At 62.0% G+C, this 20,926-nt stretch carries 20 protein-coding genes; 16 read left to right on the top strand and 4 right to left on the bottom strand.

Going from position 1 to position 20,926, the window contains the following annotated elements:
• Positions 1–63 precede the first annotated feature (63 nt).
• The 14 genes from cobO (at position 64) to AC3WJW_RS00640 (ending at position 11,665) form a co-directional block, all read left to right on the top strand.
• Positions 64–675: a cob(I)yrinic acid a,c-diamide adenosyltransferase gene (gene cobO / locus AC3WJW_RS00705; protein ID WP_493724797.1), complete on the top strand. Its 612-nt coding sequence runs from the start codon at positions 64–66 to the stop codon at positions 673–675.
• Positions 672–2,072 carry a cobyrinic acid a,c-diamide synthase CobB gene (locus tag AC3WJW_RS00700; RefSeq protein WP_493724796.1) on the top strand — a complete coding sequence of 467 codons (1,401 nt, stop codon included), beginning with the start codon at positions 672–674 and terminating at the stop codon, positions 2,070–2,072. Before cobO ends, AC3WJW_RS00700 begins: the two co-directional genes overlap by 4 nt.
• Positions 2,069–2,719: a 5,6-dimethylbenzimidazole synthase gene (bluB, locus tag AC3WJW_RS00695; protein WP_218475251.1), complete on the top strand. Its 651-nt coding sequence runs from the start codon at positions 2,069–2,071 to the stop codon at positions 2,717–2,719. Before AC3WJW_RS00700 ends, bluB begins: the two co-directional genes overlap by 4 nt.
• Positions 2,716–3,624 carry an adenosylcobinamide-phosphate synthase CbiB gene (gene cbiB, locus AC3WJW_RS00690; protein WP_493724795.1) on the top strand — a complete coding sequence of 303 codons (909 nt, stop codon included), beginning with the start codon at positions 2,716–2,718 and terminating at the stop codon, positions 3,622–3,624. The genes bluB and cbiB overlap by 4 nt, the downstream gene beginning before the upstream one ends.
• Entirely contained in the window at positions 3,617–4,609 is a 993-nt protein-coding gene (cobD, locus tag AC3WJW_RS00685; RefSeq protein WP_493724794.1) for a threonine-phosphate decarboxylase CobD, read from the top strand. Before cbiB ends, cobD begins: the two co-directional genes overlap by 8 nt.
• A complete protein-coding gene (locus tag AC3WJW_RS00680; RefSeq protein ID WP_493724793.1) occupies positions 4,606–6,057 on the top strand; it encodes a cobyric acid synthase in 1,452 nt (483 codons plus the stop codon). Before cobD ends, AC3WJW_RS00680 begins: the two co-directional genes overlap by 4 nt.
• Before the next feature lie 148 nt (positions 6,058–6,205).
• Positions 6,206–6,727: a bifunctional adenosylcobinamide kinase/adenosylcobinamide-phosphate guanylyltransferase gene (gene cobU, locus AC3WJW_RS00675; RefSeq protein ID WP_218475245.1), complete on the top strand. Its 522-nt coding sequence runs from the start codon at positions 6,206–6,208 to the stop codon at positions 6,725–6,727.
• Positions 6,724–7,779: a nicotinate-nucleotide--dimethylbenzimidazole phosphoribosyltransferase gene (gene cobT / locus AC3WJW_RS00670; protein ID WP_493724792.1), complete on the top strand. Its 1,056-nt coding sequence runs from the start codon at positions 6,724–6,726 to the stop codon at positions 7,777–7,779. Before cobU ends, cobT begins: the two co-directional genes overlap by 4 nt.
• Positions 7,776–8,351, top strand: a complete 576-nt coding sequence (cobC, locus tag AC3WJW_RS00665; RefSeq protein WP_493724791.1) for an alpha-ribazole phosphatase family protein — start codon at positions 7,776–7,778, stop codon at positions 8,349–8,351. Before cobT ends, cobC begins: the two co-directional genes overlap by 4 nt.
• Positions 8,352–8,353: 2 nt before the next feature.
• Positions 8,354–9,085, top strand: a complete 732-nt coding sequence (locus tag AC3WJW_RS00660; protein ID WP_493724790.1) for an adenosylcobinamide-GDP ribazoletransferase — start codon at positions 8,354–8,356, stop codon at positions 9,083–9,085.
• 173 nt (positions 9,086–9,258) lie between these two features.
• Positions 9,259–9,663, top strand: a complete 405-nt coding sequence (locus tag AC3WJW_RS00655; protein ID WP_477788449.1) for a MarR family winged helix-turn-helix transcriptional regulator — start codon at positions 9,259–9,261, stop codon at positions 9,661–9,663.
• Positions 9,664–9,715: 52 nt separating this feature from the next.
• Positions 9,716–10,924 (top strand): MFS transporter, encoded by a 1,209-nt coding sequence (locus AC3WJW_RS00650; RefSeq protein ID WP_015096156.1) that lies wholly within the window; start codon positions 9,716–9,718, stop codon positions 10,922–10,924.
• Complete coding sequence (locus AC3WJW_RS00645) at positions 10,921–11,043, top strand: hypothetical protein (RefSeq protein ID WP_493724789.1); 123 nt, start codon at positions 10,921–10,923, stop codon at positions 11,041–11,043. Before AC3WJW_RS00650 ends, AC3WJW_RS00645 begins: the two co-directional genes overlap by 4 nt.
• A gap of 55 nt (positions 11,044–11,098) precedes the next feature.
• Positions 11,099–11,665: a glutathione peroxidase gene (locus tag AC3WJW_RS00640; RefSeq protein WP_493724788.1), complete on the top strand. Its 567-nt coding sequence runs from the start codon at positions 11,099–11,101 to the stop codon at positions 11,663–11,665.
• A 244-nt stretch (positions 11,666–11,909) separates the two neighbouring features.
• On the opposite strand, the gene AC3WJW_RS00635 is transcribed toward AC3WJW_RS00640, so the two are convergent.
• The 3 genes from AC3WJW_RS00635 to AC3WJW_RS00625 all read right to left on the bottom strand — a co-directional run bounded on the left by AC3WJW_RS00635 (position 11,910) and on the right by AC3WJW_RS00625 (position 14,310).
• Positions 11,910–13,181 (bottom strand): OmpP1/FadL family transporter, encoded by a 1,272-nt coding sequence (locus AC3WJW_RS00635; protein WP_493724787.1) that lies wholly within the window; start codon positions 13,179–13,181, stop codon positions 11,910–11,912.
• A 146-nt stretch (positions 13,182–13,327) separates the two neighbouring features.
• Positions 13,328–13,810, bottom strand: coding sequence for a hypothetical protein (locus AC3WJW_RS00630; RefSeq protein WP_102701775.1), 483 nt, complete (start codon positions 13,808–13,810; stop codon positions 13,328–13,330).
• A gap of 275 nt (positions 13,811–14,085) precedes the next feature.
• A complete protein-coding gene (locus AC3WJW_RS00625) occupies positions 14,086–14,310 on the bottom strand; it encodes a hypothetical protein (protein WP_007898912.1) in 225 nt (74 codons plus the stop codon).
• 1,005 nt (positions 14,311–15,315) lie between these two features.
• Between AC3WJW_RS00625 and AC3WJW_RS00620 the strand changes: the two genes are divergently transcribed.
• Positions 15,316–15,639, top strand: coding sequence for an SEL1-like repeat protein (locus tag AC3WJW_RS00620; RefSeq protein ID WP_015096151.1), 324 nt, complete (start codon positions 15,316–15,318; stop codon positions 15,637–15,639).
• Between the two features lie 175 nt (positions 15,640–15,814).
• A complete protein-coding gene (locus AC3WJW_RS00615) occupies positions 15,815–17,179 on the top strand; it encodes a DNA recombination protein RmuC (RefSeq protein WP_167399541.1) in 1,365 nt (454 codons plus the stop codon).
• Positions 17,180–17,305: 126 nt separating this feature from the next.
• Here the strand turns inward: AC3WJW_RS00615 and AC3WJW_RS00610 are convergent, their stop codons facing one another.
• The gene (locus AC3WJW_RS00610; protein WP_493724786.1) at positions 17,306–20,776 is read right to left on the bottom strand and encodes a hybrid sensor histidine kinase/response regulator; all 3,471 of its coding nucleotides are present in this window, start codon (positions 20,774–20,776) and stop codon (positions 17,306–17,308) included.
• Positions 20,777–20,926: the final 150 nt, after the last annotated feature.

The following is a 20,926-nucleotide window of genomic DNA, read 5'->3' as shown; positions in this document are numbered from 1 at the left end:
GCTTGTTGCCTTCTATTGCTGTGCCTGCCCGCCGTTATTCCTGCCTCAACGGAGAGCTCCCCCATGACTGATACCCCCGATCGTGACGAACGCCACCTGGCGCGCATGCAGCGCAAAAAAGCCGTGATCGACGAGCGCATCGCCAATTCCCCGAACGAGTGTGGTCTGTTGCTGGTGCTGACCGGCAACGGCAAGGGCAAGAGCAGTTCGGCCTTCGGCATGCTCGCCCGCGCCATGGGGCACGGCATGCAATGCGGCGTGGTGCAGTTCATCAAGGGCCGCAACAGTACCGGCGAAGAGCTGTTCTTCCGGCGCTTTCCCGAGCAGGTGCGTTTTCATGTGATGGGCGAAGGGTTTACCTGGGAAACCCAGGACCGTCAGCGCGACATCGCTGCCGCCGAAGCGGCGTGGGCGGTGTCCCGGGAATTGCTGCGCGATCCGTCCATCGGCCTGGTGGTGCTGGATGAGCTGAACATCGCCCTCAAGCACGGCTACCTCGATCTCGATCAGGTGCTCAGCGACTTGCAGGCCCGGCCGCCGATGCAACACGTGGTGGTCACCGGGCGTGCCGCCAAGCCGGAAATGATCGAGATGGCCGACACGGTCACCGAAATGGGCATGATCAAGCACGCTTTCCAGTCCGGGATCAAAGCGCAGAAAGGCGTCGAGCTGTGAACCAGCCTCGTCATTGCCCGGCGGTTCTGATTGCTGCGCCGGCCTCCGGCCAGGGCAAGACCACCGTCACCGCGGCGCTGGCCCGATTGCATCGCAATCAGGGGCGCAAGGTTCGCGTGTTCAAGTGCGGCCCCGACTTTCTCGATCCGATGATCCTCGAACGTGCCAGCGGTGCGCCGGTGTATCAACTGGACATGTGGATGGTCGGCGAGCAGGAGAGTCGCCGGTTGCTGTGGGAGGCCGCCGCTGAAGCCGACCTGATCCTGATCGAAGGCGTCATGGGGCTGTTCGACGGTACGCCGTCGAGCGCGGATCTGGCGCGGCATTTCGGTGTGCCGGTGCTGGGTGTGATCGACGGCACCGCCATGGCCCAGACCTTCGGCGCACTGGCCCTGGGGCTGGCGCGTTATCAGCCGGACCTGCCGTTCGCCGGCGTGCTGGCCAACCGCGTCGGCACGCTGCGCCACGCGCAACTGCTCGAAGGCAGCCTGACTGAAGGGTTGCGCTGGTACGGCGCGCTGTCCCGGGAAACCGGGATTGAACTGCCGAGCCGACACCTGGGGCTGGTTCAAGCCAGTGAACTGAACGATCTCGACCTGCGCCTCGATGCGGCAGCCGACGCCCTGGCCAGCAGTTGCGAGGTCGCGCTGCCACCGGCCGTCGAGTTCGCCGCCCCCGATGTCATCGTCGCCGAACCGCTGCTGGCCGGTGTGCGCATTGCTGTGGCCCGTGATGAAGCCTTTGCGTTCACCTACGGTGCGAGCCTGGATTTGCTGCGGGCGATGGGGGCCGAGCTGTCGTTCTTCTCGCCGATCCGCGACCGCCAATTGCCGGAGGCGGACAGCCTGTATCTGCCGGGCGGTTACCCGGAGCTGCACCATGTCGCGCTGGCGCAAAACACGGCGATGCTCGAGGCGATCCGCGCCCACCACCGGGCGGGCAAACCCTTGCTCGCCGAGTGTGGTGGCATGCTGTATCTGCTCGACTCCCTGACCGATGTCGAGGGCACTCGCGCCGAACTGGCGGGCTTGCTGGCCGGTGATGCGGTCATGCAAAAGCGTCTGGCCGCGCTGGCGTTGCAAGCGGTGGAACTGCCGGAAGGTTCGCTGCGCGGGCACACCTATCACCATTCGCTGACCACTACTGAGCTGGCGCCGATTGCCCGGGGCGTGAGCCCTAACGGCGGGCGCGGCGCGGAGGCGGTTTATCGTGAGGGGCGGATGACCGCTTCTTATGTGCATTTTTATTTTCCGTCCAATCCTTCGGCGATTGCCGCGCTGTTTGCGCCGGACTGTGGGACCGCCTTCGCGAGCAGGCTCGCTCCCACATTTGATGGTGAGTTGCCTGAAGAAACGCAATCCTCTGTGGGAGCGAGCCTGCTCGCGAAGAGGCCATGACCGACAACGCATTCACCGAAGCCGAACGCGCAGCGGTCTACCGCGCCATCGGCGAGCGCCGCGACATGCGCCACTTCAGTGGTGGCAGCGTCGAGCCCGAGTTGCTCCAGCGTCTGCTCGAGGCTGCGCATCAGGCACCCAGTGTCGGCCTGATGCAGCCCTGGCGCTTCATCCGCATCAGTGATCGCGCCTTGCGCGGGCAAATCCAGGGGCTCGTGGAGGAGGAACGCATCCGCACCGCCGAAGCCCTCGGCGAGCGCAGCGACGAGTTCATGAAGCTCAAGGTGGAAGGCATCAACGATTGCGCCGAGGTACTGGTCGCCGCGCTGATGGACGACCGCGAGCAGCATATCTTCGGTCGCCGCACCTTGCCGGAAATGGACATGGCCTCGCTGTCCTGTGCCATCCAGAACCTGTGGCTCGCGTCCCGCGCCGAAGGCCTGGGCATGGGCTGGGTGTCGCTGTTCGAACCCCAGGCACTGGCGGACCTGCTGAGGCTGCCGCCGGGAGCCAAACCGCTGGCGGTACTGTGCCTGGGACCGGTGAAGGCGTTCTACCCGGCGCCGATGCTGGTGCTCGAAGGCTGGGCGCAGGCGCGTCCGCTGCATGAATTGCTGTATGAGAACTATTGGGGAGTGAGTCAATGAGTGTGGCGTTGTTGAGTGTCGCCGCGGTTGCGCTGGATGCGCTGCTGGGCGAACCCAAGCGCTGGCATCCGCTGGTGGCGTTCGGCCGTTTTGCCGATCGCATCGAGCAACGTTTCAACGGCGGCGGTCGGGGCTGGCGCAGCCATGGTGTCACCGCGTGGGTGATCGCCGTGTTGCCGCTGGTGCTGTTGGTCACGGCATTCTCCTGGGCGCCTTACGTTGGCTGGATCGTCGAGATTCTCGCGCTCTATTGCGCCCTCGGCATGCGCAGCCTCGGTGAGCACGTCACGCCGGTGGCCAAGGCCTTGCGCGGCGATGATCTGGATGAAGCACGCAAGCGTGTGAGTTATCTGGTCAGCCGTAAAACCAGTGACCTGGATAAAACCGAAGTCGCCCGTGCCGCCACCGAGTCGGTGCTGGAAAACGGCAGCGACGCGGTGTTCGCCGCGTTGTTCTGGTTTGCCGTGGCCGGTGCACCGGGCGTGGTGCTCTATCGCCTGAGCAATACGCTGGATGCGATGTGGGGCTATCGCAATGAGCGCTTCGAACGGTTCGGCTGGGCGGCGGCGAAGATCGACGACGTGCTCAATTTCATTCCAGCGCGTCTGGTGGCACTGACTTATGCGCTGCTGGGCAAAACCCGGCTGGCGTTGAAATGCTGGCGCTCCCAGGGCCCGACCTGGGACAGTCCGAACGCCGGCCCGGTGATGGCGGCAGGGGCGGGGGCCCTTGGCGTCGAATTGGGCGGTGCGGCGATTTATCACGGCGAATTGCACCAGCGTCCGCAACTGGGTGAGGGCGTGCCGGCGGACGCCGACTCCATCGACCAGGGCTGGCAACTGGTCCAGCGCGGGGTATGGTTATGGCTGCTGATTCTCTGCCTGGGGGCCGAATTTTATGCTTGAGCACGGTGGACGATTGCGCAAGGCGGCGCTCGAATACGGCATAGATGAAGCCGACTGGCTGGACCTGTCGACGGGCCTTGCGCCCTGGCCGTTCCCGGTGCCGGATATTCCGCTTCGGGCCTGGGCCCGTTTGCCGGAGGCGGACGATGGTCTGGAACAGGCCGCCTGTGATTACTACGGCACCTTGCAGGCATTGCCGGTGGCCGGCTCGCAAATGGCGATCCAGCTGCTGCCGCGATTGCGGCGCGCGGGCAAAGTCGGTGTGTTGTCGCCGTGCTATGCCGAGCACGCCGAAGCGTGGCGTCGCAACGGCTATATCGTGCGGGAAGTGCTGGAGCAGGAAGTCGACTTCTTTCTCGACAGTTTCGACGTGCTGGTGGTGGTCAATCCGAATAACCCCACGGGCCTGAGCCTCACCCCCAGTCGTCTGCTCGACTGGCACACGCGACTGGCCCAGCGCGGCGGCTGGCTGGTGGTGGACGAAGCGTTCATGGATAACACGCCGCAACTGAGCCTGGCGCCGTTTGCCCATCAGGTCGGGCTGATCGTCTTGCGCTCCTTCGGCAAGTTTTTCGGCCTGGCCGGTGTGCGCCTTGGGTTTGTGCTGGCCGAGCGCAAGTTGCTCAAGTTGCTGGCAGAACAAGTGGGGCCCTGGGCCGTGAGCGGCGCAACCCGGGTAGTGGGGCAGGCCTGTCTGCGCGATACCGAGGGACAAACGCGGCAACGGCTGCGCACCGAAGAGGCCAGCGAGCGCCTGGCGTCGTTGCTGCAGCAACACGGTTTCGAGCCCCAGGGCGGTTGTGCGCTGTTCCAGTGGCTGATCACCGAGCGCGCCGAAGCACTGCATGAATTCATGGCCCGGCGCGGCATTCTCCTGCGGTTGTTCACACACAACAGCAGCCTGCGATTCGGCCTGCCCGGTGACGAAGCCGCCTGGGTGCGACTGGCGCAGGCATTCGAAGATTTCGCCAAGGAAAAGCAATGACCACGCTGATGGTGCAGGGCACCACGTCGGATGCCGGTAAAAGCACGCTGGTGACTGCGTTGTGCCGTTGGGCCACGCGTCAGGGCGTCAGGGTCGTGCCGTTCAAGCCGCAGAACATGGCACTCAACAGTGCGGTGACCGCCGACGGCGGCGAGATTGGCCGTGCCCAGGCGGTTCAGGCCCAGGCCGCGCACCTTGAGCCGCACACCGACATGAATCCGGTCTTGCTCAAGCCCAACAGTGACACCGGTGCTCAGGTGATCATCCATGGCCGCGCCGTCACGACCATGAACGCCGTCGCCTATCACGACTACAAAAGCATCGCCATGCAGGCGGTGCTGGCCTCCCACGAGCGCTTGAGCGCAGCGTATCCGCTGGTGATGGTCGAAGGTGCAGGCTCGCCGGCGGAAATCAATTTGCGCGCCGGCGACATTGCCAACATGGGCTTCGCCGAAGCGGTGGATTGTCCAGTGTTGCTGATTGCCGATATCAATCGCGGCGGGGTTTTCGCCCATCTGGTGGGTACCCTCGAACTGCTGTCGCCGAGCGAACAGGCGCGGGTCAAAGGCTTCATCATCAATCGTTTTCGCGGTGACATCGCATTGCTGCAACCCGGTCTCGACTGGCTCGAAGAACGCACCGGCAAACCGGTGGTCGGCGTGCTGCCGTACGTGATGGATCTGCACCTGGAGGCCGAGGACGGCATCGATCAACGCCAGACCGACAAAGCCGAACAGGTGCTGAAGGTGGTGGTGCCGGTGCTGCCGCGCATCAGCAATCACACCGATTTCGATCCGCTGCGTCTGCATCCGCAAGTGGACCTGCAATTCATCGGGCCCGGCCAGGCGATTCCTCCCGCCGACCTGATCATTCTTCCTGGTTCGAAAAGTGTCCGCAGCGACCTCGCGTACCTGCGGGCCAACGGCTGGGAAACCGCGATTGCCCGGCATCTGCGTTACGGCGGAAAACTGCTGGGGATCTGTGGTGGCCTGCAGATGCTCGGTGAGCAAGTGCATGACCCGCTGGGCCTCGAGGGCGCGCCGGGTTCCAGTGCCGGTTTGGGTCTGCTGGCGTTCCAGACCCGGCTCGAACAAGAGAAACAACTGCGCAATGTCTGCGGTCGCCTGGCGCTGGAAGATGCGCCGGTATCAGGCTATGAAATTCATGCCGGCGTAACCACCGGACCGGCCCTGGAAAACGCCGCCGTGCAATTGGATGACGGCCGCTGCGACGGTGCGCAAAGTGCGGACGGGCAGATTTTTGGCACCTATCTGCACGGGCTGTTCGAATCGCCGGCGGCGTGCAGCGCGCTGCTCCGCTGGGCCGGGTTGCAGGAGGTGCAGGACGTGGATTATCACGGCTTGCGCGAGCGCGATATCGAGCGGCTGGCGGATCTGGTGGAGAAGCATCTGGATACTTCTCTGCTGCGTCGGCTCTGTGGGTTCTGAGGTGGCTGTTGCGGCCCCATCGCGAGCAAGCTCGCTCCCACAGGTTACGAGGTGTACTCAAAATTTATGTTCAGCCTGGATCAATTGTGGGAGCGAGCTTGCTCGCGATGAGGGCCGTCGCCTCCCCGAAGATTTTAAGGAATAAGCAATGCTCCAACTGATCCTCGGCGGCGCCCGCTCCGGCAAGAGTCGCCTCGCTGAAAAACTCGCCATCGACAGTGCCCTGACCGTGACCTACATCGCCACCAGCCAGCCATTGGATGGCGAAATGAGCGAGCGGGTCGCCCATCACCGTGCCCGTCGTCCTGCCGAATGGGCACTGATTGAAGAACCGCTGGAACTGGCCCGGGTACTGCGTGAAAGCGCCCGTGCCGACCATTGCCTGCTGGTGGATTGCCTGACCTTGTGGCTGACCAATCTGCTGATGCTCGACGATGCCGGGCGCCTGGCTGCCGAGCGTGATGCCCTGTTGGACTGCCTGGCATCGTTGCCGGGTGAAATCATTTTTGTCAGCAACGAGACCGGAATGGGTGTCGTGCCGCTGGGCGAATTGACTCGCCGCTATGTCGATGAAGCCGGTTGGCTGCATCAAGCTCTGGCTGAGCGCTGTCAGCGTGTCGTCCTGACCGTCGCCGGCCTGCCCCTGACTCTGAAAGGAACTGCGTTATGACTCAATCCTGGTGGCTGAACCCGTGCTGGCCGGTCGACACCCGAGCGCTCGAACAGGCCCGGGCGCGGCAACAGCAACTGACCAAACCGGCCGGCTCCCTTGGTCAGCTGGAATCGGTGGCGGTGCAACTGGCGGGATTGCAGGGGCGGGTCAAGCCGAGTCTGGAACAGGTGTGGATCGCGATATTTGCCGGCGACCATGGCGTCGTCGCCGAGGGCGTGTCGGCGTTTCCCCAGGAAGTGACCGGGCAGATGCTGCTCAACTTCGTCAGCGGTGGTGCGGCGATCAGCGTATTGGCGCGGCAACTGGGCGCTTCCCTTGAGGTGGTGGACCTTGGCACGGTGACGCCGTCGCTGAACCTGCCGGGAGTGCGTCATCTGAACGTCGGCCCGGGCACGGCGAATTTCGTACAGGGGCCGGCCATGACCGAAGCCCAGGGACAACTCGCTTTGCAGGCCGGCCGTGACAGCGTGCAGCGGGCGATTGCCAGCGGTGCGCAGTTGTTCATCGGTGGCGAAATGGGCATTGGCAACACCACCGCTGCCAGCGCACTGGCCTGTGCCTTGCTCGATTGCCCGGTGGGCCATTTGACCGGGCCTGGCACCGGGCTCAACGCCGAAGGTGTCAGCCACAAAGCCCAGGTGATTGAGCGCGCCCTGGCATTGCATGGCGCACAGCGTGGCGATGCCTTGCAGACCCTGTTCAACCTTGGTGGCTTCGAGATTGCCGCGCTGGTCGGAGCCTATCTCGCCTGTGCTCAAGAAGGTGTCGCGGTGCTGGTGGACGGCTTCATCTGCAGTGTCGCTGCGCTGGTCGCGGTGCGCTTGAATCCTGAATGCCGTCAGTGGCTGTTGTTCGGTCATCGCGGCGCCGAGCCGGGGCACCGTCATGTGCTGGAAACCCTGGATGCGCAACCCTTGCTCGAGCTTGGTCTGCGGCTCGGTGAAGGCAGTGGCGCGGCATTGGCTGTGCCGCTGTTGCGTCTGGCGTGCGACCTGCACGGGCAAATGGCAACCTTCGCCGAAGCCGCCGTGGCAGATCGTCCGACATGACCCTGCGCGTGGATCTGTTGCGTCACGGTGAAACCGAATTCGGCGGTGGCCTGCGTGGCAGCATCGATGATGCCTTGACCGACACGGGCTGGGCACAGATGCGCGCCGCCGTGGTCGGGCAAGGGCCATGGGATCGGTTGGTCAGTTCGCCGCTGCAGCGTTGTGCGCGGTTTGCCGAGGAGCTCGGTGCGCAATTGGGTGTGCCGGTGCAATTGGATAAAGACCTGCAAGAGTTGCATTTCGGTGCCTGGGAAGGGCAAAGCGCGGCGGCGCTGATGGAAACCGACGCGCAGGCGCTGGGCTTGTTCTGGGCCGATCCTTACTCGTTCACGCCACCTCAGGGCGAGCCGGTTGCAGACTTTTCGACACGAGTGCTGGCGGCACTGGAGCGTTTGCACGCGACCTGTGCCGGTGAGCGCATTCTGCTGATCAGCCACGGCGGGGTGATGCGCCTGTTGCTGGCACACGCTCGCGGGCTGCCGCGAGAGCAACTGCTCAACGTTGAGGTCGGGCATGGTGCATTGTTTTCGCTGACGATGGAGTCCGCTGGTTTGTTGAAGGAAGTGCTCTGACCATGTTGCCATTCTGGATCGCCCTGCAATTTCTCAGCAGCCTGCCGATTCGCCTGCCCGGCATGCCTGAGCCTGGGGAACTGGGGCGGTCACTGCTGTTTTATCCGCTGGTGGGATTGCTCTTTGGCGTGATTTTGTGGGCAGTGAACTGGCTGTTGCAGGGTACGCCGGCGTTGCTGCACGCGGCGTTATTGCTGAGCGTTTGGGTACTGCTCAGCGGCGGGTTGCATCTCGATGGCCTGGCGGACAGCGCCGACGCCTGGCTCGGCGGTTTTGGCGACCGTGAGCGTACGCTGACCATCATGAAAGACCCGCGCAGCGGGCCGATCGCCGTGGTGACGCTGGTGCTGGTGTTGCTGCTCAAGTTCACTGCGCTGCTGGCGTTGATCGGGCAACCGAATTCGCTGGCATTGATCATTGTGCCGTTGATCGGTCGCAGCGCCTTGCTCGGATTGTTCCTGACCACACCCTATGTGCGTGCCGGTGGCCTGGGGCAGGCATTGGCCGATCATCTTCCGCGTGCGGCGGGCAGGTGGGTGTTGGCTGGCAGTGCACTGGCTTGTGTGCTGATTGCCGGTTTGAGTGGTGTGGTGGCGGTGGTGGTGGCGGTTCTCGGGTTTGTCTGGTTGCGGCAGGTGATGCTGCGGCGGCTCGGTGGAACGACGGGCGATACGGCCGGGGCGATGCTGGAGTTGCTGGAAGTTGCAGTGCTGGTAGGCTTGGCGCTGTTCTGATGGGGTTGTATTGAATGTTCCGGCCTCTTCGCGAGCAGGCTCGCTCCCACAGTTGATCGCATTCCAATGTGGGAGCGAGCCTGCTCGCGATAGCGATCGTCGAGACACCGCCTGACCACTGAACAAACCCCATGCCACTTGATTTAACCGACTCGCGGGTATATACACGCACCATGCTCGATTCCCAATGTTTATGCATCAACCTGCGTCGCGCCGCCCGTGGCGTCAGCAGGCATTACGACGGCGCTCTCGACGGCTTCGGGATCAACGTTGCGCAGTATTCTTTGCTGTGCAATCTGCAGCGTCTGGATCAGCCGAGCATTTCAACCCTGGCCGAGGCCATGGGCCTGGATCGCAGCACCTTGGGGCGCAATTTGCGGGTGCTGGAGGGGGACGGCCTGGTGACGCTGGTCGAGGGCGAGGACATGCGTAATCGGATCGTCCTGCTGACCGAGGCCGGGGCGGAGCGTCTCAAGGCGGCCTTGCCGGCCTGGGAAGCCGCACAGCAGCGCTTGATCGATCGCCTGGGGGCCGAGAAGCGCGAAATCTTATTGAAGCTGCTGGACGAACTGGCGTGATGCCGGTTTTTCCGAACATAAGCGGGTATATACCCGCTACCGGAGAACAACAATGACATCGATGTGGCGTACGTGCGGTTGGGTTCTGTTGGGGAGTGCGCTGATCCTTGCGTTGTCTCTGGGGGTTCGACATGGCTTCGGGCTGTTTCTGGCACCGATGAGTGCCGAGTTCGGCTGGGGGCGTGAAGTCTTTGCCTTCGCCATCGCCTTGCAGAACCTGATCTGGGGACTCGCCCAGCCATTCACCGGCGCGCTGGCCGACCGCTTCGGCGCGGCGAAAGTGGTGCTGATCGGTGGCGTCCTGTACGCAGCGGGGCTGATTTGCATGGGGCTCTCGGACTCGGCAGTGACCCTGTCCCTGAGCGCCGGCCTGTTGATCGGCATCGGGCTGTCCGGCACGTCGTTCTCGGTGATTCTGGGGGTGGTCGGTCGCGCCGTACCGCCGGAAAAGCGCAGCATGGGCATGGGGATAGCCAGTGCTGCCGGCTCGTTCGGCCAGTTCGCGATGTTGCCCGGCACGCTCGGTTTGATCGGATGGCTTGGCTGGTCCGCGGCGTTGCTCGCGCTGGGCTTGCTGGTGGCGCTGATCGTACCGCTGGTGAGCATGCTCAAGGACAAGCCATTACCCGTCCTGGGCCACGAACAAACCCTTGGCGAAGCACTGCGCGAAGCCTGCTCGCATTCCGGATTCTGGCTGCTGGCGTTCGGCTTTTTTGTCTGCGGATTCCAGGTGGTGTTCATCGGTGTGCACTTGCCGGCCTATCTGGTGGACCAGCATTTACCGGCCACGGTCGGCACCACGGTGCTGGCGCTGATCGGCTTGTTCAACATTTTCGGCACCTATACCGCCGGGTGGCTCGGCGGGCGCATGTCCAAACCGCGTTTGCTCACCGGTTTGTATTTGCTGCGGGCGGTGGTCATTGCGTTGTTCCTGTGGGCTCCGGTGACGACCACCACGGCCTACCTGTTCGGCATGGCCATGGGCTTCCTGTGGCTGTCGACGGTGCCATTGACCAACGGTACGGTGGCGACCTTGTTCGGCGTACGAAACCTGTCCATGCTCGGTGGGATTGTTTTCCTGTTTCACCAGCTCGGTTCGTTCCTGGGCGGCTGGCTGGGCGGGGTGGTGTATGACCGAACCGGGAGTTATGACTTGATCTGGCAAGTGGCAATTCTCTTGAGCCTGTTGGCCGCCGCCCTCAACTGGCCGGTGCGTGAACGGCCGGTGGCGCGCCTGCAAACACAAATGAGTGCGACATGAACAGCCTTTGGCCACGGATCGCTGTAGCCGCCGTCTGCGCCTTTTTGCTGGCGTTGTCGTGGTGGGGCTGGCATCAGGGCGGGCTGGCGCTGATGCAGTTGGGCATGGGTGCTTGCTAGTGAGCGGCGAGGGCGAGTAACGTCACTTTTGACGAATTATCAAGGATGCATCGAGATGCTCAAGCGCTGGTGTGCTGTTCCCGCGTTGTTGATGACGTTGTCCGGGCTGGCTTGGGCCGCTGACTGTCCGGAGGTGCTGCAGGGCTCGCTGCCGAAGTTGCGGGCCAAGGAGTCCATCGACCTGTGCCAGCGTTACGCCGACAAACCGCTGGTAGTGGTCAACACCGCCAGTTTCTGCGGTTTCGCACCGCAGTTCGAGGGCCTTGAGGCACTCAATCAGCGCTACAAGGGGCAAGGGCTGGAAATACTCGGCGTACCGTCAAACGACTTCAAGCAGGAGTCCAAAGACAGCGCCGAGACTGCGAAAGTCTGCTATGCCAACTACGGCGTGACCTTCACCATGACTGAACCGCAGAAGGTTCGTGGCGACGATGCGACTCACTTGTTCAAGGTCCTCGCCCGTCAAACCGGTGCGCCGAAGTGGAATTTCTACAAGTATGTGGTGGATCGCCAGGGCAAGGTGATCGCCAATTTCTCCAGCCTGACCAAGCCGGATGATCCCGAGTTCATCGCCGCGGTAGAAAAGGCCCTGGCTTCGCCACCGCTTGCTTCTGCCCCCTGACGTTCGGCCTCGTTGTTTGGTGGTGCACGCGTTCCCTTGTAGGAGCTGCCGAAGGCTGCGATCTTTTGATCTTGCTTTTGCGTTGCTGAAGATCAAAAGATCGCAGCCTTCGGCAGCTCCTACAGATATTTCGAAATCTGTGTTCCGCGGGATTCCGTGAAGAACCAAAAAAAGCCCCGCCTCTGTGAAGAGAGCGGGGCTTTTTTGATTCCGATGGCGAGCGGTTCAGGCTCGCCGGGAATCATCAGAAGCGGTAGGTTGCACCGAGACCGAAACCGTTCGCGTAGTTTTCATACTTGGCGTTGTAACTCTGGCCACGGTCGTTGCTGTTGTTGACCTTGACCGATTCTTCGCGCAGGTACGAATACGCCAGGTCGATGGTCAGGTCGTCGGTCGGACTCCAGCCGGCGCCCACGCTGAAAATCTTGCGATCGCCCGTCGGGATGCGCGGAGAGCGGTCGACGTTGTTGGTCGGTGCCTGGTCAACGGACAGACCGGTACGCAGTACCCATTGCTTGTTCAACTGGTAGGACGCGCCAATGGCGTGAGCCCAGGTGTCGTGCCAGTTCTGTTCTTCGGTGATGGTACCGAACTGGCCATTCAGAACGGCTGGAACACCTGTGTTTTCAACAGTGATTTCTTTCAGGCGGCTCCAGCGGGTCCAGGTGCTGCCTGCGTACAGAGTCCACTTGTCGTCAAGCTGGTGGGTGACCGAGAAGTCCACCGATTCAGGTGTGGTCAGGTCCAGCGAAGCGTCGTATTTCTGGTTCGGGTTCTGGCCGATCAAGCCCAGCACGTTGTAGTTGACCTTGGTGTTGCCCTCAAGCTTGTACTTCACTTTCGAGTGGTAGGTCAGGCCGACGCGCGTGCTGTCGGTGGCTTGAACCAGCACGCCGATGTTGTAGCCCAGCGCAGTGTCGTCACCTTCGATCTTGACCTTGCCGTCTGGTGCGGCCTGGGTGATCGACAGGTTCGATTCCAGGGTGCCGTCGATGCGGTTGATGGTCGGGCCGAAACCGATGGAGACCTTGTCGTTGAAGGCGTAGCTGACAGTCGGTTGCAGGGTGACGATTCTAACTTCGCTCTTGCTGCCGAAGTAGCGGCCGGCAAAGTTGTTTTCGTAGTCGGTGACCAGACCGAATGGTGCGTACACGCCGATACCGAATGCCCAGTGGTCGTCGATTGGTTTGACGTAGTAACCCATCGGCACGCCCATGAAAGGGACCATGTCACCTTTGTTGGTACCGCCGTTCGGACGGGAGCTGGCGTCACTGATGTCAGTGTGCGCGTCGATGAATGCAACACCGCCGGTCACTTGTTCGCGCTTGATGCGGGACATGCCGGCAGGGTTGCCAGCAATGGTGGATGCGTCGTCGGCAGAGGAAGATCGCCCGGCAAAACCTGTCCCCATCCCGCTGATGCTTTGTTCGTTGAGGGCAAAGCCACTTGCAAAGAGCTGGGTGGATGCCAGGGTAACGGCGAGACTAAGGGTGGTTTTGAGCATTACTTTTTTCATTATTAGAACTCCTGGTGATCACCGGGGCGAAAATTACCAACATTTTCGTCCCGGCGCCATAGGCTGTATGCCTTGATTTAGAGCGGTTTTGTAGGACAATCAGACCAAAATCACGACTTGTTGCGCGATGTTTGGATCCAGAAGTGTCAGCAGGCTACCTGATTCAGGGGTGAAACACAGGTTTGCCAGGCGCTGGTGAAATCACGCAGACGCCCCTGGGGCTGAAATGTCTGGCGCCAGATCCTGGCCATGCCCAACAGATCATCAGGGGAGGGGAGGGGGGTATTCTGTTCTTCCACCAGCAGCCAGGCGATGGCTGTGGCGTAACGCAGGTTGACGGTCAACTCGAGGTGCGGTCCGCTCAGAAACGCATGCTGGCTGGCCAGGCCGCGGACCAGGCTTGCACGCTCAGGATCAAGGGCCAGGTAATGGTCCCAAAGTGCCTGGTGGCGGGGCTCGGCGATACGGTACAGGCCGTGCCCACGGCGGTCATGCAGGGCGGAACCAAGGGCGGACTGGCTGGCGGCAATGCCCAGCAGCAGGGATTCGGCAGTAGCGCTATGGCGTCCGAGGTAGATCAAGGTCGGACGAATCACATAACGGCACAGTTCGCTGGCAGCGATACCCATAAAACCCTCGAAACCTGAAATGGACGGCGATGCCTGAAGGGGGCTTGGCAGCTGTGAATCGGCTCAGGCTCGCCGCAAGCGGGTCAAACCGCTTGAGTTGAAGTGTAGTGTCATATTCGCGCTGTAAAGGACTGTTTTTAAAATATTTCCAGCGACCAGTTATAACCCTTATATCGGATCGTGCTTAGTCGTGGTCCGAGGGCAGGGAAACATCGGGCAATAAAAAGCCCCGCTTTTCGGGCAGGGCTTTCGGGTTTTTCAGCCTTTCTGGCGTTTCAGGCAACCAGGGCCTGACGGGTACGCTCGATCACGGCCTGCAGCGGTTCGGCGCTGGAGTATTGATCGGGGTACAGGCGTTCGCTGTGACGAGCGATGCCGTGTTCGTTGACCAGGGTGAAGCTGAAGCAGCCTTTGCGAGCGGCCATGATCAGGCAGTTCATTGGTGCAAAAGCGTTGGTTAGGGTGCGAATGGCATCCTGAGTGTGGATTTGAGTAGACATTATTGGTGTTCCTACAAATGACACGGATAAGAACCGTGCAACGTTAAAACGTTCCAGTAACGTCGATCACCATTGATCGAACGAAGAACCCGACTGGAACAAAGCAGCCAGTTTGAAGCGCTGATAAGTTGGCGCGCTTGGGCTGGCAGGTAGGTACTTAGGAGGGCAGGCAACACATCGAGGGCAAAGGTTCTGGGCCCGGGGTGAAGATCCTGATCAATTTGCAGGTTGGTTCGAGCAGAGTAGGCAGGCGGAGCAACACCCTTTGTTTTCGATTCAAAGGTCGTGTCGGCGCAAGATTTACCTGGAAACCATCGAGGTGGTCGATCCCGCTTGTTCGGTGGAGGCTTCCGTCGGGAAGGCTGACCGGGGGGATTTGTTCGACCAGAATTGACTTTCAGCTTGGTACTAACGCCGCGGATACTAACGGATTGAACTGGACAAGGGAAGTGTGTTAGCAAAAAAACTTCCCGGCAGGTGCTCGATCGGGCTGTTTTGCCTTGTAGATAAGCGTATGCAGCGGCGGTGCCTCCGATGGATACGCCCAGTAGCAGAACAAAATCCGACCATCGGTCATCGACGTTGGTAGCAACGCAGCCGTCTAAACACTGGGTTTGCCAGGGCTTATCCCCAGCCATGACCAAAAAACGCGCCGAAAAAGTGCATTGATATAACCGTCGCAAAGGCACTTGTGCACATTAGTTGCAGAGTCTGTCACCTCGCTGTCATCTCACGTTCAAGCGTAATGGCTGCCTGTAACCAAAATTTAAGTCAATGAAAAACATCGCTTTTTTTTACTGGTGAAAAAATCGTCAGTTTGACTGCGAACCCCATTCCACAGGGCTTTGAGCGGGTTCAAGGACGGTTGTCCACTGAGTTATCCACAGCTTCTGTGGATTGTCCCGAGCGCTTGCTCTAGGACGGGCGTGCCGGGACATTTTCAGCTTTACCTGTAAGAAAAAGAGAGTAAAGTTGCGCGCCTTCCGATCTGCCCCACAGTGCTTTATGAAGTTTCGCTCAGCCCCTGTTTCCTCTACCTCCACACCACCCTCTGTTGCCCCTACCAAGCGCTTTTCCATGCGCGTGGCAGAGTGGCTGTTGGACAGTCCGCACCTGGGCGAAAATCCTAACGTCAAACACATCGCCGGACGTCTGCTCAAGCAACCGGCCCGTGAGGGCGTGGTGGCTGCGCAAAGTCGCCTTGGCCAGTTGATGTGCCGCGAATGCGGGAATGCCCGGGACCGCCGAATCGGTCAGGACCTGCTGCGTCAGGCCGCTCGGGCGGGCGATCGCCGCGCTCAACAGGAACTGGGGCTGATCGAAGACTGAGCTGTCCAAGACCGGACGCCTTGGTTAACCTTCAGGCTTTACCCGAATGGCAGGAGTGGCTATGGCAATGGACTTGACCAGCGTATTGCTGGGTCTGGCAGCGGCAGGGTTGCCGTTGCTGGTATTGGCCTGGCAACTTCAGCGCCGGGCCAGCACCACCCAGGCAGACGTTGCACTGCTGCAGGAACGCCTGGCCATGGCGCAACTGGCGCAGGACGGCTTGAATGCACAACTCGAGTCCAGCCGCGATGAAATCGCTGATCTGACCCAGGCCAATTCCGCCAAACAGGCTGATCTGGCTGCACTGCGCCGTGAAGTCGAACTGCTGCAGATCGAGCGCGACGACGCCCGGGACGCCGCCCATGCGTGGAATATCGAGCGCGCCGGCAAAGACGCCGAACTGCGCCGTCTGGATGCCCAGGCCGCGTCGCTCAACGCTGAATTGCGCGAGCAACAGGACAGCCATCAGCAACGCCTTGACGACCTGCAAGGTTCGCGGGACGAATTGCGCGCGCAGTTTGCCGAGCTGGCGGGGAAGATTTTCGATGAGCGCGAGCAGCGTTTTGCCGAAACCAGCCAGCAGCGCCTGGGGCAGTTGCTCGATCCGCTAAAGGAGCGCATCCAGTCCTTCGAAAAGCGTGTCGAGGAAAGCTATCAGAACGAGGCTCGTGAGCGTTTCTCCCTGGCCAAGGAGCTGGAGCGCCTGCAACAGCTGAATTTGCGCTTGAGCGACGAAGCCACCAACCTGACCCGCGCCTTGAAAGGGCAGAAGACTCAAGGCAATTGGGGCGAACTGATCCTTGAGCGCGTGCTTGAGCATGCAGGGCTGGAGAAGGGCCGCGAGTACCAGACTCAGGTCAATCTCAAGGGACCGGACGGCGAACGCTTCCAGCCGGACGTAATCATCTATCTGCCGGGCGACAAGCAGGTGGTGGTCGACTCCAAGGTCAGCCTGACCGCCTATCAGCAATACGTTGCGGCTGAGGACGAGGCCATCGGCCAGATCGCCATCAAGCAGCACGTGCTTTCATTGCGCAATCACGTCAAAGGCCTGGCCGGCAAGGATTACAAGCGCCTCGATGGCTTGCACAGCCTGGACTTCGTGTTGCTCTTCGTGCCGATTGAGGCGGCGTTTTCTGCCGCGTTGCAGGCTGAGCCGACGCTGTTTCAGGAGGCATTCGACCGCAACATCGTAATCGTCAGCCCCACCACGTTGCTGGCGACCCTGCGTGTCATCGACAGCCTGTGGAAACAGGAGCGCCAGAGCCAGAACGCCCGGGAAATCGCCGAGCGGGCCGGGTGGCTGTACGACAAGTTCGTGCTGTTCATTCAGGATCTGGACGAGGTCGGCAATCGCCTGCAGCAACTGGACAAGGCCTACAGTTCGGCACGCAACAAGCTGACAGAGGGGCGGGGCAACCTGGTCAGCCGCAGTGAACAACTCAAGCTGCTGGGCGCACGGGCGAGCAAGAGCCTGCCGGCGGACTTGCTGGAGCGGGCGATGACCGATGTCGATGGGTTGGTCGAGTTGCCGGAGTAGCTGAAAAGCATCGTCGGAACGCCGCCCGGAGCAAGCTCGCTTCCACAGTTGACCGCGTACCCCTGTGGGAGCGAGCTTGCTCGCGATGACGGCAGTCGCGCCACCGCAAAGGTCAATTCTTGAGCGTTACAACGGCAAATACCGACTCAACAACGCCCGCAACGCCGCCGGTTTCACCGGTTTGGCCAGGTAATCCAGCCCTGCTGCATGGACCTTGTCGACCGTCTCCGGCCGGCCATCGGCGCTGATCACCACACCTGGAACCGGCTCGCCCATCTGCGTGCGCAGCCAGGCCATCAGATCGGTTCCGGTTTCGCCATGATCGAGGTGGTAATCCACCAGCGCCAATTGCGGGCGCATGCCTTCGCCCAGCAGCGTTGCGCATTCCTCGCGATTGCGTGCAGTCCAGACCTGGCAACCCCAGCGGCTGAGCAAGCTGTTCATGCCGATCAGGATGCTGTCCTCGTTATCGATGCACAGCACCTGTGCGCCATTGAGCAATTTGCCATTGAGCTCGGCGACTTTGACCGGCGCTGCGGTTTGCGCCCGGGCCAGCGGTACGCTGACGCTGAACACGCTGCCACGTCCCGGCCAGGAGCGCACGCGCAAGGTATGACCGAGCACGCGACATAGCCCGTCGGCAATCGCCAGTCCCAGGCCGAGGCCTTTTTCGGCCCGTGTCTGGTGGCTGTCGAGGCGCTTGAATTCTTCGAAAATCACCTGTCGTTTATCTTCCGGAATACCCGGCCCGCGATCCCATACTTCCAGGCTCAATGCTTCCTTATGTCGGCGAACGCCCAGTAGTACCGGCCCTTTGCCGTAGCGAAACGCATTGGTCAGGAAGTTCTGCAAAATTCGCCGCAGCAGCTTGATGTCGCTGTCGACCCGCAGCGTGCTGCCGCGAACGCGGAACTCCAGGCCTTGTTCCTGCGCCAGCACCTTGAACTCTGTACCGAGGGTGTCGAACAGTTCGTTGAGCGCGAACGGTTGGCGATTCGGGTTGATCTTGCCGTTCTCCAGGCGGGAGATGTCCAGCAGGTCGCTGATCAGGTCTTCGGCCGAGCGCAGCGAGCTGTCCAGGTGCCCGACCAGTTTCTGCGCTTCGCCGGAGAGTCCGTCGTTCTGATGGGAGAGGGCGGCGGAGAACAGGCGTGCCGCATTCAACGGTTGCATCAAGTCATGGCTGACGGCCGCGAGGAAGCGGGTCTTGGACTGGTTGGCCGCCTCGGCGGTGCCCTTGGCTTCGGTCAGGGCGACGTTGAGCTGCGACAATTCGTGGGTCCGTTCGGTGACCCGTTGCTCCAGGCCTTCGTTGGCTTCGGTCAACGCCTGCTCGGCTTCGCGGAACGCGGTGATGTCGGTGAAACTCATGACGAAGCCGCCGCCCGGCATCGGGTTGCCGATCAGCTCGATGACCCGGCCGTTGGGGAACAGGCGCTCGGAGGTATGCGCGCGGCCCTGGCGCATCCAGTGCAGGCGACGTGCGACGTGAACTTCGGCTTCGCCGGGGCCGCACAGGCCACGCTCGGCATTGTGGCGAATGATGTCGGCGATCGGCCGACCGACACTGATCAAGCCGTCCGGGTAGTTGAACAATTCCAGGTAGCGACGGTTCCAGGCCACCAGTTTCAGCGACTGGTCGACCACGCTGATGCCTTGGGTGATGTTCTCGATGGCGCCTTGCAGCAAGGCACGGTTGAATTGCAACACCTCCGAGGCTTCGTCGGCGATGCGCACGACGTCTTCCAGTTGCATCTCCCGGCCTTCAATGGCGGCTTTGACCACCGCGCGGGTCGACGAGGCGCCCAGCACACCGGCCAGCAGGCGTTCGGTGTGGGCGATCCATTCACCGTCGGCGTTCTGGTTCGGGTTGAAGCCTTTGCCCTGGCGATAGGCAAAGCGGATGAAGCTCTGACGGGCGCGTTCTTCGCCGACGAAGCGCGCCGCCAGTTGCAGCAGGTCGTCGATCTGCACCGCCAGCATCGAGCGTGCGCTGGGGCGGGCACTGATTTCCTGGCCGATGAAGCGGCCCGCCTGCCAGTGCTCGGAAACCCGGGTGCGCGACAGCACCGAGACCCAGGCGAACAGCGTGAAGTTGCCAGCCAGCGACAGCACCACGCCCTGGGTCAGCGGGGTGATCGGCAGGTTCAGTGGATTGCTGTGCAACCAGGCCAGCCCCGGGAATGTGCTCAAGGATAGGCCGAGGCTGAGGGCGGCAATCGGCAGGATCAGGGTGTAGAACCACAGGAAGGTGCCGGCGGCGAGGCCGGCGAAAACGCCGCGGCGGTTGGCCTGTTTCCAGTACAGCGCACCGAGCATGGCGGGGGCCAGTTGGGTCACGGCGGCGAAGGCGATCTGGCCGATGGTCGCCAGGCTGGCGGTCGAGCCCAGCAGGCGGTAACTGACGTAGGCCAGCAGCAGAATGACCACGATGCTGACGCGGCGCACCGACAACATCCACTGGCGGAACACTTCGAACGGGCGCTCGGCGTTGTTGCGACGCAGCAGCCAGGGCAACAGCATGTCATTGGACACCATGGTCGACAGCGCCACGCTGGCCACGATCACCATGCCGGTGGCCGCCGATGCGCCACCGATAAACGCCAGCAGGGCCAGCGCCGGATGCGACTGCGCCAGGGGCAGGCTGATGACGAACGAGTCCGGCAACACCGAGCTGGGCAGCAGCATCTGGCCGGCCAGGGCGATCGGCACGACAAACAATGCAGCAAGGGCGAGGTAGGCCGGGAATACCCACTTGGCCAGGCGCAGATCCTGGGGATCGATGTTCTCGACAACGGTCACGTGGAACTGCCGTGGCAAGCAAATGATCGCCATCATTGCCACACCGGTCTGCACCACCATCGACGGCCAGTTGATGGTTTCCTTCCAGTACTGTTCGAGACGCGGCGCCAGCATGGCCTGGTCGAACAGGTCGTCGAAACCGTCGTACAGGCCGTAGGTCACGAACGCGCCGACCGCGAGAAACGCGAACAGCTTGACCAGTGATTCGAAGGCAATGGCCAGCACCATGCCGCGGTGGTGCTCCGTGGCGTCGAGGTTGCGGGTACCGAAGACGATGGTGAACAGCGCCAGCACCAGCGACACGATCAGCGCCGTGTCCTGGGCCCGGGTGCCCATGGCGTCGGCGCCAGCACCGATCAGCAGGTTCACGCCGAGCACAATGCCTTTGAGCTGCAACGCGATATAGGGCAGCACGCCGACCAGGCAAATCAGCGCCACCACCACCGCCAACGACTGGGATTTGCCATAGCGCGCGGCGATGAAGTCGGCGATCGAGGTGATGTTCTCCTGTTTGCTGATCATCACCATTTTCTGCAGGACCCACGGCGCGCCGACCAGCAACAGGATCGGCCCGAGGTAGATCGGCAGGAACGACCAGAGCTGTTCGGCGGCCTGGCCCACGGCGCCGAAGAATGTCCAGCTGGTGCAATAGACCGCCAGCGACAGGCTGTACACCCAGGCGCGCACACGCGGCGGCAAGGGCGCGCTGCGACGGTCGCCATAGAAGGCGATGGCGAACATGATGGCCATATAGGCCAGGGCGACGACGGCAATCAGCCCGGTGGACAGCGACATGGGGGACTCCAGACAAAAGACACCCGGGCCTCCCGCCCGGACAGACAGTCTCGCACGACCGCCAGCGTTAGTCAGTGTCGACCAAGGTCGTGGCGTGGCGGGGTGTCGCAGGGGGACGGCACCGAATGGCGGTGACGAGTGGCATGGTGA

Source organism: Pseudomonas sp. GW821-FHT07G06 (assembly GCF_058986625.1).
This window is presented reverse-complemented; position numbering and strand designations above follow the sequence as displayed.

Coding starts and splice junctions, on each gene's coding strand:
- cobO (WP_493724797.1), top strand. CDS start 64: ATGACTGATACCCCCGATCGTGACGAACGCCACCTGGCGCGCATGCAG.
- bluB (WP_218475251.1), top strand. CDS start 2,069: ATGACCGACAACGCATTCACCGAAGCCGAACGCGCAGCGGTCTACCGC.
- cbiB (WP_493724795.1), top strand. CDS start 2,716: ATGAGTGTGGCGTTGTTGAGTGTCGCCGCGGTTGCGCTGGATGCGCTG.
- cobD (WP_493724794.1), top strand. CDS start 3,617: ATGCTTGAGCACGGTGGACGATTGCGCAAGGCGGCGCTCGAATACGGC.
- AC3WJW_RS00680 (WP_493724793.1), top strand. CDS start 4,606: ATGACCACGCTGATGGTGCAGGGCACCACGTCGGATGCCGGTAAAAGC.
- cobU (WP_218475245.1), top strand. CDS start 6,206: ATGCTCCAACTGATCCTCGGCGGCGCCCGCTCCGGCAAGAGTCGCCTC.
- cobT (WP_493724792.1), top strand. CDS start 6,724: ATGACTCAATCCTGGTGGCTGAACCCGTGCTGGCCGGTCGACACCCGA.
- cobC (WP_493724791.1), top strand. CDS start 7,776: ATGACCCTGCGCGTGGATCTGTTGCGTCACGGTGAAACCGAATTCGGC.
- AC3WJW_RS00660 (WP_493724790.1), top strand. CDS start 8,354: ATGTTGCCATTCTGGATCGCCCTGCAATTTCTCAGCAGCCTGCCGATT.
- AC3WJW_RS00655 (WP_477788449.1), top strand. CDS start 9,259: ATGCTCGATTCCCAATGTTTATGCATCAACCTGCGTCGCGCCGCCCGT.
- AC3WJW_RS00650 (WP_015096156.1), top strand. CDS start 9,716: ATGACATCGATGTGGCGTACGTGCGGTTGGGTTCTGTTGGGGAGTGCG.
- AC3WJW_RS00645 (WP_493724789.1), top strand. CDS start 10,921: ATGAACAGCCTTTGGCCACGGATCGCTGTAGCCGCCGTCTGCGCCTTT.
- AC3WJW_RS00640 (WP_493724788.1), top strand. CDS start 11,099: ATGCTCAAGCGCTGGTGTGCTGTTCCCGCGTTGTTGATGACGTTGTCC.
- AC3WJW_RS00635 (WP_493724787.1), bottom strand. CDS start 13,181: ATGAAAAAAGTAATGCTCAAAACCACCCTTAGTCTCGCCGTTACCCTG.
- AC3WJW_RS00630 (WP_102701775.1), bottom strand. CDS start 13,810: ATGGGTATCGCTGCCAGCGAACTGTGCCGTTATGTGATTCGTCCGACC.
- AC3WJW_RS00625 (WP_007898912.1), bottom strand. CDS start 14,310: ATGTCTACTCAAATCCACACTCAGGATGCCATTCGCACCCTAACCAAC.
- AC3WJW_RS00620 (WP_015096151.1), top strand. CDS start 15,316: ATGAAGTTTCGCTCAGCCCCTGTTTCCTCTACCTCCACACCACCCTCT.
- AC3WJW_RS00610 (WP_493724786.1), bottom strand. CDS start 20,776: ATGTCGCTGTCCACCGGGCTGATTGCCGTCGTCGCCCTGGCCTATATG.